The 14,346-nt window shown below is 63.3% G+C and carries 13 protein-coding genes and 2 pseudogenes; 8 read left to right on the top strand and 7 right to left on the bottom strand.

Annotated elements, in window-relative coordinates; genetic code table 11:
* Window positions 1-15: 15 nt before the first annotated feature.
* Genes GXN78_RS33670 through GXN78_RS33660 form a run of 3 tightly spaced genes read right to left on the bottom strand, consistent with a single transcriptional unit; the run spans window position 16 to window position 2,775 of the window.
* Window positions 16-1,014, bottom strand: a complete 999-nt coding sequence (locus tag GXN78_RS33670; RefSeq protein ID WP_106560020.1) for an aldo/keto reductase — start codon at window positions 1,012-1,014, stop codon at window positions 16-18.
* Between the two features lie 29 nt (window positions 1,015-1,043).
* Complete coding sequence (locus GXN78_RS33665; protein ID WP_106560021.1) at window positions 1,044-2,228, bottom strand: acetyl-CoA C-acyltransferase; 1,185 nt, start codon at window positions 2,226-2,228, stop codon at window positions 1,044-1,046.
* Entirely contained in the window at window positions 2,215-2,775 is a 561-nt protein-coding gene (locus GXN78_RS33660) for a PaaI family thioesterase (RefSeq protein WP_106560022.1), read from the bottom strand. The genes GXN78_RS33665 and GXN78_RS33660 overlap by 14 nt, the downstream gene beginning before the upstream one ends.
* Window positions 2,776-2,833: 58 nt before the next feature.
* Here GXN78_RS33660 and GXN78_RS33655 point away from each other — a divergent pair, with 58 nt between their 5' ends.
* The 5 genes and pseudogenes from GXN78_RS33655 to GXN78_RS33635 all read left to right on the top strand — a co-directional run bounded on the left by GXN78_RS33655 (window position 2,834) and on the right by GXN78_RS33635 (window position 7,024).
* Entirely contained in the window at window positions 2,834-3,289 is a 456-nt protein-coding gene (locus tag GXN78_RS33655; protein WP_106560034.1) for a MarR family winged helix-turn-helix transcriptional regulator, read from the top strand.
* A gap of 70 nt (window positions 3,290-3,359) precedes the next feature.
* Window positions 3,360-3,638: pseudogene (locus tag GXN78_RS41650) on the top strand (hypothetical protein); the annotation flags it as partial.
* On the top strand, window positions 3,635-4,747 hold the full coding sequence (locus GXN78_RS33645) for an alkene reductase (RefSeq protein WP_106560023.1): 1,113 nt from the start codon (window positions 3,635-3,637) through the stop codon (window positions 4,745-4,747). The pseudogene GXN78_RS41650 and the gene GXN78_RS33645, both read left to right, overlap by 4 nt.
* An 83-nt stretch (window positions 4,748-4,830) precedes the next feature.
* Window positions 4,831-5,982, top strand: coding sequence for a multidrug effflux MFS transporter (locus tag GXN78_RS33640; RefSeq protein WP_258187252.1), 1,152 nt, complete (start codon window positions 4,831-4,833; stop codon window positions 5,980-5,982).
* Between the two features lie 184 nt (window positions 5,983-6,166).
* Window positions 6,167-7,024, top strand: coding sequence for a DUF4158 domain-containing protein (locus GXN78_RS33635; protein ID WP_106560024.1), 858 nt, complete (start codon window positions 6,167-6,169; stop codon window positions 7,022-7,024).
* A 308-nt stretch (window positions 7,025-7,332) separates the two neighbouring features.
* On the opposite strand, the pseudogene GXN78_RS40970 reads toward GXN78_RS33635, so the two are convergent.
* The 3 genes and pseudogenes from GXN78_RS40970 to GXN78_RS33615 all read right to left on the bottom strand — a co-directional run.
* Window positions 7,333-7,752: pseudogene (locus tag GXN78_RS40970) on the bottom strand (transposase); the annotation flags it as partial.
* 262 nt (window positions 7,753-8,014) lie between these two features.
* On the bottom strand, window positions 8,015-8,752 hold the full coding sequence (locus GXN78_RS33620) for an IS630 family transposase (protein ID WP_106560026.1): 738 nt from the start codon (window positions 8,750-8,752) through the stop codon (window positions 8,015-8,017).
* A gap of 46 nt (window positions 8,753-8,798) precedes the next feature.
* Entirely contained in the window at window positions 8,799-9,416 is a 618-nt protein-coding gene (locus GXN78_RS33615; RefSeq protein ID WP_106560027.1) for a TetR family transcriptional regulator, read from the bottom strand.
* A 215-nt stretch (window positions 9,417-9,631) separates the two neighbouring features.
* Here GXN78_RS33615 and GXN78_RS33610 point away from each other — a divergent pair, with 215 nt between their 5' ends.
* Window positions 9,632-10,423 (top strand): SDR family oxidoreductase, encoded by a 792-nt coding sequence (locus GXN78_RS33610; RefSeq protein WP_106560028.1) that lies wholly within the window; start codon window positions 9,632-9,634, stop codon window positions 10,421-10,423.
* A 44-nt stretch (window positions 10,424-10,467) separates the two neighbouring features.
* Window positions 10,468-11,454 carry an MDR family oxidoreductase gene (locus GXN78_RS33605; RefSeq protein ID WP_106560029.1) on the top strand — a complete coding sequence of 329 codons (987 nt, stop codon included), beginning with the start codon at window positions 10,468-10,470 and terminating at the stop codon, window positions 11,452-11,454.
* A 251-nt stretch (window positions 11,455-11,705) separates the two neighbouring features.
* On the opposite strand, the gene GXN78_RS33600 is transcribed toward GXN78_RS33605, so the two are convergent.
* On the bottom strand, window positions 11,706-12,050 hold the full coding sequence (locus GXN78_RS33600) for a DUF4148 domain-containing protein (RefSeq protein WP_106560030.1): 345 nt from the start codon (window positions 12,048-12,050) through the stop codon (window positions 11,706-11,708).
* A 553-nt stretch (window positions 12,051-12,603) separates the two neighbouring features.
* Between GXN78_RS33600 and GXN78_RS33595 the strand changes: the two genes are divergently transcribed.
* Window positions 12,604-14,310: an IS1634 family transposase gene (locus GXN78_RS33595; protein WP_106561501.1), complete on the top strand. Its 1,707-nt coding sequence runs from the start codon at window positions 12,604-12,606 to the stop codon at window positions 14,308-14,310.
* The last annotated feature ends 36 nt before the right edge of the window (window positions 14,311-14,346 follow it).

The following is a 14,346-nucleotide window of genomic DNA, read 5'->3' as shown; positions in this document are numbered from 1 at the left end:
TCGCGTCTTCGCCGATCAGGCAACGACCCGATAGGATTCGCCGGCCCAAGGAATCGCCATCCTTGCCGGCGCCGCGAGCTTGCTCGCATCGTCGAGGCGGGCGATCTGCTCGACCGACAACTCGACCGCCAGGGCACCCAGGTTGTCGAGGAGCTGGGCCAGCGTGCGCGGGCCGATGATGGGGATGGACCCATGCGTGCCGGCCCAAGCCAGGGCCACCTGGCCAGCCGTCACGCCCAACTCGCCGGCGATGGCCAGCACGGCGTCCAACACTTGCGTGCGCTGGGGCGAGTTCTCGGCCTGGAACACCTTGCCGCCGAAGCCTTCGGCACGGCCCTTCTCGCCATTGCGGTACTTGCCGGTGAGCATGCCACCGCCCAGGGGCGACCAGGTCAGCACACCGAGGCCGAGCGCCTGCGTGGCCGGGAACAGATCGGCTTCCGGCTCGCGGTGAACCAGGCTGTGCTCGAACTGAGCGGCAGCGATGGGGACCGCATGCGTCAGCTCGGCCAGCGTGACCGCGCGGGCCAGGCGCCAAGCGGCGAAGTTGGAAAGGCCGGCGTACAAGATCTTCCCGGACCGGGCCAGATCTTCGAAGCCGCGAACAATCTCCTCGATCGGCGTGACGTGATCGGGCCAATGCGCCCAGTAGATGTCGATGCGGTCGGTGCCCAAGCGCTTGAGGCTGGCCTCAACCGAGGCCACCATCGCCTTGCGGCTGTTGCCCAGCACGAGGCGATTAGCCTGAGGCGAGGCGCCGTTGGTGAACTTGGTGGCCAGCACGAAGTCCTCGCGCCGGCCCTGCAGCAGCTTGCCCAGCAGCGTCTCGGACTGGCCGAACTGGTAGGCGTCCGCCGAGTCGAGCAGGTTGCCGCCTGCCTCGGCGTAGGCGTTGAACACGGCCTCGGCGACGTCGGAGTCGGCCCCGTATCCCCAGCCCGTGCCAAAGTTGCCGGTGCCCAGTGCCACCTGCGAGACACGCAAACCCGTCTTGCCCAATACCGTGTACTTCATGTTTTCACCGTGATAGAAATCGTGTGGATTCAAAGCATCTCGAGCGCGAGCGCGATGCCCTGGCCGCCGCCGATGCACAGCGTGACCACGCCGCGCTTCAGGCCGTCGCGCCGCATCGAATGCAAAAGCCGCGTGGTTAGCACCGCGCCCGTGGCTCCGATGGCGTGACCATGGGCGATGGAGCCGCCTTCGACATTGACGATGTCTTCCGCCAGCCCCATCTCGCGCAGGCAGGCGAGCGTGATGGCGGCGAAAGCTTCGTTGATCTCGATGCGTTCGATGTCGCCATGCTTCCAGCCCGCACGCTCCAGCGCCAGCTTGACCGCCGGCACGGGACCGATGCCGAACATACCGGGCTCGACCGCGGCGACGCCCTGCGCGACCAGCCGCGCCCAGGGCTTCAGGCCCAGCTTCTCGGCGAAGCCGCGTTCCGCGACGATCAGCGCCGCGGCTCCACTGTTGAGTCCGGGCGCATTGCCGGCGGTGATGGTGCCGTCCTTGCGGAAGGCGGGCTTGAGCTTGGCCAGCGTTTCAACGGTGGTGTCGGGCCGGTTTGCCTCGTCGCGCTCGAAGCGCACCGACCCCTTGCGGCCGGCCAGTTCGATCGCGACTATTTCCTCGTCGAACTTGCCTGCCGCCTGCGCTTCGCTGAAGCGCTGCTGCGAACGCGCTGCCCAGCGGTCCTGATCTTCGCGGGCGATCCCGTATTGGCTGACCAGATCTTCGGTATGCCAACCCGAGTGCTGCCCGCTGAAGGCATCGTTGAGACCATCGCGCAGCAGGCTGTCGAGCATGGCCGCATCGCCCATGCGATTGCCCCAGCGCCCACCGGGCACAAGATACGGAGCCTGGTCCATGCTCTCCATGCCGCCAGCGATCGCCGCCTTGGCGTACCCGGCAGCCACCTCCAGCGCAGCGCTGGCGATGGCCTGCGCTCCCGAGCCGCAGACCCGATTGACGGTCACCGCGGGCACCTGTACCGGGAGGCCGCCGCCAATCGCTGCTTGACGCGCAGGATTCATCTTCGCCCCCGCCTGGATCACCTGCCCCAGCACCACGGTATCGACAGCCTCGGGAGGCAGACCGGCACGCCGGAGGGTTTCGCGTACCACAGCCGCGCCCAACGCGGTTGCAGGGGTGTCCTTCAGCGCACCGCCAAAGGCGCCGATCGGCGTACGCACTGGCGCACAAAGGACGATTTCAGGCTTGTTCATGGGAACTCCTTGTCGTGAGAGCTGGTTGGTCGAAAATCAGGCAGGTCGTAGTCGCATGCGCGTAGATCTTTCCGTCGGGGCCGACGATCTGGCCTTCGGCCACAGCAACCTGGCGTCCAGCGTGGATCAACTTGCCTTCTGCACGCACCAGCCGCACCTGCTCAGTGAGGGCGCGCAGCATGTTCACCTTGAGTTCTAGGGTGGTGAAGCCTTTGCCGGCAGGTAGCGTCGAGTGCACTGCGCAGCCCACGGCGGAGTCGAGCAGCGTGGCGAACCACCCGCCATGCACGATGCCAAGCGGGTTGTAGAGGCGCCTTTGCGGTCGTCCTTGGAAGACCGCGAATCCAGGCTCGATGCGGATGGCCAGGATGTTGACCGTTTCATTGATCGGTGGAGGAGGCAGCTCGCCCGCAAAGATCGCCTCGAACATCTCCATGCCCGAGCGGCCGAAGACCTTCCCCCTGGGCTCTGCACCCGGGGCGCTCTGGCGTGCGCGCACGCGCGCTTCGTCCGCTTCCCAGCGGGCGATTACCTCATCAACTTCCATCGGTCGCTCCTGTTGAATAATCATTGCATCTGCAATTATTGCAGGTACAATGTACCACATGAAGAACGTCACCAAGCCACAAGGTTGCACGAACTTGAAGTTGCGCCAACTCAATCGCATGGTGACGCGGCACTACGACCACCATGTCGCCGAGACGGGGCTCAAGAACACGCAATACGCCTTGCTCTCGCACGTCGTCCGACTCGGCCCCATCCGCCCGGGCGATCTCGCAAGGCACATGCACATGGATGCCTCCACCTTGACGCGCAACCTACAACCGCTGGCCGCTCAGGGACTGCTGACCGTTGGCGCGGGATCCGATGCGCGCAGCCGCCTGGTTGAAGCGACCGCGGCAGGCATCGCCAAGCGGACTGAAGGGCAGCGCGCCTGGAAGGTGGCGCAGACGGCTCTCAATGAGCGCCTCGGCACGGATCGCGTCTGTGCGCTGCATGCCTTGCTCGACGCTTGTATTGCGTGCATGGATGAAGATGCCAATGACGAGGAGCCGCCTTGAAAGAACCGACTGCGAGTCGCTCGCCCCCCCTCGCTCCAGGATGTGTCGACGGCCGGGCACCACTGAAGGGAAGGCTCAGGGAGTCGGGGACCCGTTTGGCTTCATCAAGCTCATCGCCAGTACGAACGACGGCAAGCTGCTGGGCGGCCATCTGGTGGGCCACGACGTCGCCGAATTGCTGCCCGAACTCACGTTGGCCCAGAAATTGGGGACTGACCGCCGCACAACTGGCGCGCGATATCCACGTCCACCCACCCTGGGCAAAGCTCTGCAGTACGGATTCCACGGCCTTGCGGGACACATGATCAACCTTAGACCCAGCGTTTTCGCAGGAGGATTCACCGGATGACCCAAGCACTGTTCTCGCCTTTGAAGCTCGGCGCATTGAAGCTCGCCCACCGCGTGGTGATGGCACCGCTCACCCGGATGCGTGCGGCCAGGCCTGGCAACGTCCCGCATGCGCTCAACGTGGAGTACTACCGCCAGCGTGCATCGCAGGGCGGGCTGATCATCACCGAGGGAGCGCAGATATCCCCGTCCGGCCAGGGCATGCCCGCCACGCCGGGGATCCACAGCGAAGAGCAGATTGCGGGCTGGAAAGACATCACCAGGGCGATCCACGCCAAAGGCGGCTTGGCATTCCTGCAACTTTGGCACGTTGGCCGCATCTCGCATTCTTCGCTCCTGGATGGTCGACTGCCGGTCGCACCGTCGGCCATCGCCGCCCCTGGCAATGCGTTCACTGCCACCTTCGAACGCACGCCCTTCGAGACACCACGGGCGCTGGAGACAGAGGAAATCGCCGCGGTGATCGAGGAATACGCTCGCGCGGCGCTGAGCGCGCAGCGCGCCGGTTTCGATGGCGTGGAAATCCACGCGGCCAATGGATATCTGCTGGAGCAATTCCTGCAGAGCCGTAGCAACCAGCGCTCGGACGAGTATGGCGGGTCGATCGAAAATCGCTGCCGGCTTGTCCTGGAGGTGGCCCGCGCCGTATCGGTTGTGTACGGCGCAAATCGGGTTGGGATCCGCCTGTCCCCCTTCGGTGTTGCCAATGGCAGCGGAGAAGACGAGCCACTGCCCCTCTACACCCATCTGATCAAACGTCTCGCTCACCTGAACTTGGCTTATCTGCACCTGATCGAGCCACGGGCCAGTGGCGCGGGCCAAGCCGAAGTGGATCACCCAAACGTGCCCTTTGCCTCCAAGTTGTTCCGGCCGCATTGGCCGAACGTGCTGATTGTGGCCGGAAACTACAGGCCCTACACCGCTGCAGCCGCCATCGCAGCGGGAAGGGCTGACGCCGTCGCGTTCGGACGCCTGTTCATCTCCAACCCGGATCTGCCCGAGCGCGCACGTCGGGGGGCCGACCTCAACACCTACAACCGTGCCACCTTCTACGGCGGAGGAGCCGAGGGCTATCTCGACTATCCGGCACTCGAAGTGTCGATCCAATAAGCGAGACACAGGTGACACGCGCATCATTGTCGGCACGCCCACTGCCTACCGAGTCGAAAGTCCCACGAACTCTCACGGGAGGCGTGCTGTTCCTGCTGGCGGCGCTGGCAGCGCTGGGCGCGCTGGCCACCAACATCATCCTGCCCGCGTTTCCTGCCATGAGCGCGGACCTTGGGGCTTCAGTGCGCGACCTGGGCGCGACGCTCAGCAGTTTCTTCCTGACCTTCGCGCTGGGCCAGTTGTTCGTCGGCCCGCTGTCCGACCGCTTCGGGCGCCAGCGGCTGGTGCTGATTGGCTTGGCTGTCTTCATCATCGGCAGCTTGGTCTGCGCGGCTGCCAGCACACTGCCGCAGCTCATCGGCGGCCGCGTCGTGCAGGCATTGGGTGTGTGCGCCACGTCGGTACTATCGCGCGCCATCGCACGCGACCTGTTCGAGGGCCAGGAACTGGCGCGTGCACTTTCCCTGACCATGGTGGCCATGGCGGCGGCACCGGGCTTCTCCCCGCTGCTGGGCAGCACCCTGGAGAGCCTGTTCGGCTGGCGGTCCTCCTTCTTCGTAATTTCAGCGCTGGCGTTCGCCCTGGCCGGCGCCTACTTCACCAAGCTGGGCGAGACGCACGCTCCGGGCCAGCGATCCGCACTCTCCCTTGTCGAGGTCGCGGCAGGCTACAAACAGTTGGCCTTCGATCGTCGCCTCACGGCGCCCGCCCTGGCCGTCAGTCTGGTCATCGGGGCACTCTATGCCTTCTTCTCCATGGCTCCTGCCATTCTGATCACAGGCTTCAGACTCTCGCCGCTGACGTTTGGTTTGTTCTTTGCATCGACAACCTTCGTCGTATTCGGCTCAGGCGTCCTAGCGCCACGTCTGGCCAGAATGTGGGGACCCGTAGTGGCGGCTCGTGCTGGTGTTGCCGTTGCGCTTGTTGGAAGCGCGGCGATGCTTTTCGGCAGAGCAGACTTCGCCTCCTTCAGCGTGTCTCTGACCATATTCCTTTTCGGGATGGGCATCTTCAATCCACTCGGGACCGCCATCGCGCTGCAACCCTTTGCACAACAAGCGGGTGCCGCTTCGGCACTACTGGGATTCCTTCAAATGGGATGCGCCGCACTGGCCATTACCTTCGGAGGGATGCTGGCGCTCCCGATGTACACCGCCCTGGGAGTCGTCCTGTTTACGTCGCTTCTGGCCGCATTTCTATGCTTCTGGTCCATAAGAGTCGCCACGGGAACCTGACGTGCGTCCGCGGGCAGCCACCAGCGAAGCGCCCAAGTCGGGGTAATCGTATTTTTTCGACAAATTGACACGGTCGTAGTTGTCGCGACGCCCGCACGCATTCGACGGGGTGACCGGAGCCCGCAGCCACAACGCGCACCGAAGGAGTAGATTGGCGGGCCCCATCCCTGTGGAGGATCCTGCCGTGACGTTCGCCCAGCGCTTCATTGGCGCGGAGACCCTTCCCTCCAGGATGTCCGAGCTCGATGTCCAACAGTTCTTCAGCCTGAGCAAGGACGACATCTGCGCGCTCTGCGAACGGTTCCGCGACGACCGCCGCGTCGCTGCAGCCATCCAGTTGCTCTTTCTGCGGGCGAGCGGCCGCCCGATGGACCGATTCGCCACGGTCCCGAAGGTCCTGCTGCGTTCAGTGTGCGAAGCGTTGGGGTCGCCCAGCGTAAGCATCGCCAGCCTGCGATCACTCTATGAACGTCGCCAGACGTTGTACGAGCACCAGGCCTGGGCCCGCATGTATCTTGGCCTGGGCGACTTGGATGAGGTCCAGCTGCAGAAGCTCGAACAGGTTCTCGCGGTCGCTGCCCTCGAGGCCGCTCACCCCGACGACCTGGTGCGAACCGCACGCATCTGGCTGTACGGCAGGCGAATCATCATTCCGGGCTCACGCCGAATTGCCGAGTGGGCCCGCAAGGCATTCGACGCCACGGAGGCGGCCATGGCCGCAACGATCGAGGCGGCGATTGGGAAGGCGGCGCTGCGCCAAGCCATCGACTGGGCCTATGCACCCTCCCCCGCGACCTCGGGCAGCCATCTGGAGTGGCTCAAGACGCCACCCCAGCGCAACGCCCCGAGCACGACCGTGGAGACCCTGGAGAAGATCCGCGGTCTCAAGACCTTGGGGGTGCACAACTGGGCATTGGATTCCATCGCCCTGAGCAAGCAGCAGGCTTATGCCGCGCACGTCCTGATGCGCCGGCCATCGATGACCGCGCGCATCGAACAGCGACGCCAGACCGTTGAGGTTGTTTGCTTTCTGCACGGATGAAGCTTCAGGCGATCGGGGGCCGGGAGATTCCGCTGGACTTCAAGCTTCCATCGGTAGGGCTCGCCTGGAGCGCGATCGTCACCGACCTGGATCCTCGATCCCGCTATCGTGCGTTCGAGGCCAGCACGATGATGGCCCTGCGCAAGAGCTTAGGGTCTCCATGACGAGCGCTGCGGCACGCCGCTGTCTGTGATCTGCATCTGTCCTGGCGGCACCGAAACCGCGTTCCACGCTGCGTCCGGCGGGGGACGTCGAACTCGTGGATCGCGAACGCATCGATGAAAAGTGTGGTGTTTTGTGGCGCACGCGATGGTCGCCTCCACGATGGTTGCCGCGCGTATCAAAAGTCTTTGCTCGGCGTGATGGCATTGTTCTCCAAGAATAGCGCCTTGGTGAGGTTGTTGTCCTGCAGCAGTCGCCTGAACTTCAGCAGCGTGGTAGCGTCGGGCATCAATTCGCGCGACAGGTCGATGCCCCAAACGTCGCGCAGCGCCCTCCAGCGCCTCGTCGGCCAAGCCGTACCACTGTTGAAGGCAATACATGCGCAGCATCCTGGGAACGCCGATCGGCTGTCGGCCGACGCGCCCGCTCGCTAGGTAGAGCCGCTCGAGCACGGTAATCAGTCGCGCCTACGACACGACGCGTTCCATGTCGGCAAGAAACTTCTCGCGTCGCGTGCGCTTCTTCTTCATGGCGTACTTGGCACCGGCAAAGCTGCCTTGGTTCATCTCGGTCGCGCTGTGACTTTCGGTGCCTTCACGCATGCACAGGCGGTGCCCGCCACGACGTTTTGATCAGCATTTCCCTAGATCGGCCCGAACAACGATCCCGGTTTCGCCACCAGCTCAGCGATCGTCCACTGAAGATCCTCGATAAAGGCCTTCGTCATCAACGACACCCGCCGACTCTCGGAGAAGACGACAGTCGGTATCAGCTGGAGAGATGGCAGGAACGGGCGGACTGTCAACTGGGGAAATGCGGAGTTCTGGATCAGAGGGTAGGGATCCAAAAGACCCAAGCCGTTTCCTGCCACGTCACGCCGTCCACCCCGGGTGCGGCACGGCGCTTGAGCGCCAGGTACGCGTCCCGCAGCAGTTCGACCGTCACGTGATGCAGCAGCGCAGTGAACTTCTCGGCGCGCCCAGTCTTCATCGGCAAGCCCGGCTGCGTGCGGTTGAGCGCCTGGATCTGGCTCTTCTCGTCGCAGCTGAGCACCAGCGCGTGATCGGGCGGGTTCAGATAAAGCCCCACCACGTCCAGCAATTTGTCCTCGAATCGAGGATCGCGCGAGAGCTTGAAGGTGCGCGTCAGATGCGGCTTGATGCCGTTGCGCTGCCAGACGCGGCGGATGGTCGTGGCGCTGAAGCCCGTGTGCTCGGCGAGTGTGCGAGTGCTCCAGTGCGTAGCCGCTGCGGGCTTGGTGTGCAGCGTCACCTGCAGGATTTTCGACTCCACTTCGCCAGTGACGGTGGGTGTGCGACCCGAGCGCGGCGCGTCCTGTCGCAGCGCGTCGATGCCACCCTGCTGGAACCGATGACGCCACAGCGCCACTTGGCGTCGATCCAGCGCAACCTCGACGGCGATGTCCTTGTTCTGCCAGCCCTCGGCTGCCAGCAGGATCACACGTGCTCGCTGCTGAAGCCTGGCCTCGATACGCCGCTGCTTGGACAGGCTTCGCAGCTCGCGCTCGGTCGCGCTATCCAGTTCGATCGTCTCGGCAACTCGCATCGCTTCAGCCTCCTGGGCCGTTGGAGTATGCCGAATCAATTAAGTTCTATAACTTCAGGCTCACTGCACTAGGTTGAGACGCGCCTTCAGCAACAGACTTCGGCAACGTTGCAAGAATCTGAATGCCGCAGACGTCCAGGATTTCATCCGCCAGGGAGGATCCATCCGGGCAGGCCCTCGATAGCACCACGGCGCCGAGGGAATGAGCGAGTATGTTGATTGCCTTGGCACGCACCGCGCCCGGTTTTCCATCCTCCGTCTTGCCGCATGCGTCCGCCAGAGCAGTGAGAAGGCCTTCGATACCGGCCTCAAACGAGGCCTTGACGTCATCCGACTGCCGCGCTGCATCGCCGCAGAGGGCCGCCGCCGTACATCCGGAGCCACGGGCATCACGGTGCTCCTTCGAAACGTAACGGCTCACGAACTCAACAAGGTCGATCTCCCCTGCCCCCACGGCAATCCGCGAGAACCCGAGCGCTGCCGATTGAGTCATCAGATCGGCCTTGGATCTGAAGTGGTTGTAGAAACCGCCATGGGTGAAGCCGGCGGTTGACATCAACTCAGCCAAGCCCACGCCGTCGTAGCCGCGCTCACGAAAAAGCGTGGAGGCCGTTTCGACGATGCGCGTACGGTTTTTCTGCGCCTGTGCCTTGGTGACCTTCATTCTGCGTGTGCTCCTTCAGGGCTACGCCAAACCGAAGAATATACATTACATTGATGTCGACCATCATCAAAACGCTTGACATCTATGATGATGATCATAATCATAGATGCAGCCTCCAGTTAGAACAAGTTCCTGATCGAAACCCGCCCGATCGCGACCATCCGAGTTACGACGCGCATCCCAACTTGGGCCTCGCCCTAAAAAGAGAGCTATACATGACCACTCGACCCAGGGTTCTCATCACCGGCGCCTCCTCCGGCATCGGCGCCACCTACGCCGAGCGCTTCGCACGGCGCGGCCATGATCTTGTACTGGTTGCCCGCGACAATGCGCGACTGGAAGCGCTGGCAGCGCGCCTGCGCCAGGAACATCGCGTCGCAGTCGACGTCGTCCAGGCCGATCTGACTCAGTCCAGCGACTTGGCCGCTGTCGAGAACCGCCTTCGCGAGGACATCCGCATCGGCGTCCTCGTCAACAACGCCGGCGCCAGCAAGGCCGGCAGCTTCATCGACCAAGCGACCGACGATGTCGAGCAGATCGTCGCGCTCAACACGACCGCGCTCTTGCGGCTTGCCAGCGCGGTCGCCCCGCGGCTTGCGCAAGCGGGCGAAGGCGCAATCATCAATATCGGGTCAGTGGTCGGACTGGCGCCGGAGTTTGGCATGTCGGTCTACGGCGCGACCAAGGCTTTCGTGCTGTTCCTCTCCCAAGGGCTGAGCCTGGAGCTCGCGCCCAAGGGCGTCTATGTCCAGGCGGTGCTCCCTGCGGCAACGCGTACGGAGATCTGGGAGCGCGCAGGTGCCGACATCAACGCACTACCCGAGATGATGGAAGTGGGCGAGCTGGTGGATGCAGCGTTAGTGGGCTTCGACCGACGCGAAGTCGTCACGATCCCGCCATTGCACGACGCCGCACGTTGGGATGCCCTTGAAACCGCGCGACAGATCCTGCTTTCGGACATCAGGCAGGCTCATGCTGCGGAGCGCTACCAGCAGGCCGTCGCCTGAAGCGCTGGCAGAGCTCCTTCTTCAACTCAAACGAGGCTGAGTCAATGACGTTCAAAGCACTTCTGGCGACCAGAACAGGCGAGAGGATCTCGACGGATCTTGTCGAGCTCGAAGAACGCGATCTCATGCCGGGGGACGTCACGATCGCCGTCGACTATTCGACCGTGAACTACAAGGACGGATTGGCCATCACCGGTCGCGCACCAATCATCCAGCAGTTTCCGCTGATACCCGGAGCCGATCTTGCCGGCACAGTTGAGACCTCGTCCTACCCCGGTATCGAAGTCGGCGACCGCGTCGTTGCCAACTGCTGGGGATTGGGTCAAACGCATCACGGCGGATTCACCCAAAGAGCGCGGCTGAGCGGTGACTGGCTGGTCAAGATTCCACCGCCCTTTTCGACGAAGGACGCCATGGCCATTGGCACGGCGGGCTACACAGCAATGCTGAGTGTCCTGGCCCTAGAACACGGCGGCATCACGCCCGACAGTGGCGATATCCTGGTGACTGGCGCCAATGGCGGCGCCGGCTCGATCGCCATCTCGATCCTGTCCGGCCTGGGCTACCGCGTTGTCGCCTCGACCGGACGTGTCGAAGAGGCCGACTACCTGCGCGAGCTCGGCGCGACAGAAATCCTCGATCGCCGCACACTTTCCGACGCGGGCGCGCCGATCGCCAAGGAACGATGGGCTGGCGCCATCGACTCCGTCGGCAGTCACACGCTGGCCAATGTGCTGGCGCAGACCAGGTATCGCGGTGTGGTCGCGGCCTTCGGCCTCGCCCAGGGCATGGATCTTCCCGGATCGGTACTGCCCTTCATTCTGCGCAACGTGACCCTCGCGGGGATCGATGCAGTCAATGCGCCGCAGACAGTTCGCATCGAAGCCTGGGTGCGTCTGGCCCGGGATCTCGACCTCAAGAAGCTTGCCCGAACAGTGCAAGTGATCGGGTTGGCGGATGTTCCGAACGTCGCAATCCGCATCCTTGAGGGGAAAGTCCAGGGCCGGACCGTGGTCGACGTCAACGCGTGAGCGACGGCTTGCGCGTCAATCCCGGCATCGGGAACAACCGAACATGCGCTGAATCCATGAGTGGAGAAGATCATGTCTGAGCAATACGGATGAGAGAGCCACCGGAGCATCACGTGAACTTGAAAACCATCACTCTCGCGCCGACGCCTCCTGCATCGGCCAAGATCCGAGTCAAAAAAAGGGCCTCTATGCGAAGCCCCTTGATGTCGGAAGAAAACTGATCCGACTTCCCTGACCGACTGGCCCAGAAGCTACTTCGCCTGAGCGCGTGGGTCCGCAGGGTGAGACATTGTCGAGATGATCTTGCTATTGACGCGCGAACCCGAGGCGACGTTCTGATCGGGAGCAGAAGCAGTACGAATTGCTTCGGCTTCAACGATGGCTCGATCCTTCGATACGGCGACCGTTTCCGGACCGCGAGAACCACGGGCAACGTTCTGATTCGGGGCCGACGCCGTCCGCACGGCTTCAGCGTTGACTTCTTCGCGCACCTTAGCGGAGACAGCAGAGTTGACGCCGTCGTACGGTTCGGCTCTGACGCCAGTTGCAGCCAGGAGGGTCAATGCAGCAACGGAGAGAATGTTCACGGTCTTCATGGCGGTTTCCAGTGTTGGTAATGAGGTACTTAACAGGGATCTTCCCGATCCATCTGCAAGGTCATCTTCGCAGTTGAACTAACAACGAGATCACTCCACAAAGACACACCATGTTTCCAATACTGAAACAATCTTGTTCGGTGCTGCAATGCGAGTCGCATTCTTACGTTAACTCAATCCACCTCAGATGACACCAGAGGCTGATTGATTGTCCCCATCGGCGCCATGAACGACTTCTCAGGGTGACGGTTCCAAGAACTCCCTTTGTCGTTCTAAGTTGTGCGCCGCTGCTCGTGGCGAGGTATCGATGGAAGAGTACTTCAGCATCCCATGACGTTAAGGAGTCAACATCTTCAAGCACTGGCACACCCTCGCGTCCCAGGGGTGGCAGATCCAAGCAATCTGCATTCTTAGCCCGAAGTTCCTCGGTCACCCTGCGGCCTTTTGGCCGGTAACCCCTTTGAAATCAACGAGTTGAGCGGCCTCATGTGTTCCAAAATGTAGGCATGTTATTTACTTGATATTAGCTTGTATTTGACCTATTAATGTAGGCATGCACATCCATGTCGTGCCGAATCGTGGCTCACCGCCCACCGTGCTGCTGCGCGAGTCCTACCGCGAGGGCTCCAAGGTCGGCAAGCGCACGCTGGCCAATCTGTCGAGCCTGTCGGCCGCGCAGATCGAAGCCATTCGAGCAGCCCTGCGCGGCGAGGCCTTGCAGCCGCTCACGCAGTGCTTGGAGATCACCGCGTCGCGTTCGCATGGCCATATGCAAGCCGTTGGCGAGGCTATGCAGCGGCTGGGCTTCGCCTCGGTGCTTGCCTCCAAGCCCTGCCGCGAGCGCGACCTGGTACTGGCCATGGTGGCCTCGCGCATCGCAGCGCCGCATACCAAGTTGGCCACCACGCGCTGGTGGCACACCACGACGCTGGCCGAGGACTTCGGTGTCGCCGACGCCGACGAGGACGACCTGTACGCGGCGATGGACTGGCTGCTCGCGCGCCAGGCCACGATCCAGAAGAAGCTCACCGCGCGTCACTTGAGGGCCGGCGCCCTGGTGCTGTACGACCTATCGTCGAGCTACTTCGAGGGCAGCAGTTGCCCTCTGGCCAGGCTCGGCTATAGCCGCGACGGCAAGAAGGGCCTGCTGCAGGTCAACTACGGCCTGCTCACCGATGCGCGGGGCTGCCCGCTGGCCGTGTCGGTGTACGAGGGCAATGTGGCCGACAGCCTGACCTTGCTGCCCGAGGTCAAGCGGCTGCGCGAGGAGTTCGGCGTCGAGCAACTGGTGATGGTGGGTGACCGCGGCATGATCTCCAACAAGGCGATCCAGGAGATGCGCGAGTCCGAGGGCGTGGGCTGGATCAGTGCGCTGAAGAGCGTCTCGATTCGCGCGCTGGTCGAGCAGGGCCACCTGCAGCTTGGTTTGTTCGACGAGCGCAACCTGCTTGAACTGAGCTCGCCGGACTACCCGGGCGAGCGCCTGGTGGCGTGCCGCAATCCGGAACTCGCCAAGCTGCGCACGCACAAGCGCGAGGACCTGCTCGCCGCCACCGAGGCCAATCTGCAGAAGATCAAGGCCCGGGTGGATGCACTCAAGCTGGCTGGGCGCGACGAGATCGGCTTGCGCGTGGGCAAGGTCGTCAACCAGTACAAGGTCGCCAAGCACTTCGAGCTGGTGATTGGCGACAACGCCTTCACCTTCGCACGCAAGACAGACGCCATCGCTGCCGAGGCGGCACTGGACGGCATTTACATCATCCGCACCTCGGTGCCAACGACGCAGATGGACGCGTCCCAGTGCGTGCGCAACTACAAGGCGCTCGCCAACGTCGAGCGCGCGTTCCGCTCGCTCAAGACGATCGATCTGAAGGTGCGCCCGATCCACCACCGCACCGCTGATCGGGTGCGCGCGCACATCTTCCTGTGCATGCTGGCCTACTACGTCGAGTGGCACATGCGCGAGGCTTGGGCGCCGCTGATGTTCGCCGACACGGATCAACAGGCCAAGGCCGCGCGTGACCCGGTGGCGCCGGCTACGCGATCCAAGGCGGCGCTGGCCAAGGTGGCCCGCCACATGCTGGATGACGGCACGCCGGTGCATAGCTTCTCGACCCTCATGGCCGAACTCGCCACCATCGTGCGCAACACCTGTCGCACGCCCAACGCCGGGGCCGACGCGCCGACCTTCGAGGTGCTCACTACACCCAACGTGCAGCAGCAGCGAGCGCTCAACCTCATCCAGCAGATCCGGTTGTAGACAGAAGCCGGACTCCCGAACTCACGCCAAGTGCTT

This window comes from Variovorax sp. WS11, from assembly GCF_010499245.1.
Classification (GTDB): Bacteria; Pseudomonadota; Gammaproteobacteria; order Burkholderiales; family Burkholderiaceae_C; genus Variovorax.
The sequence above is the reverse complement of the archived record's forward strand: the minus strand, read 5'-3'. Positions and strand labels throughout refer to the sequence as shown.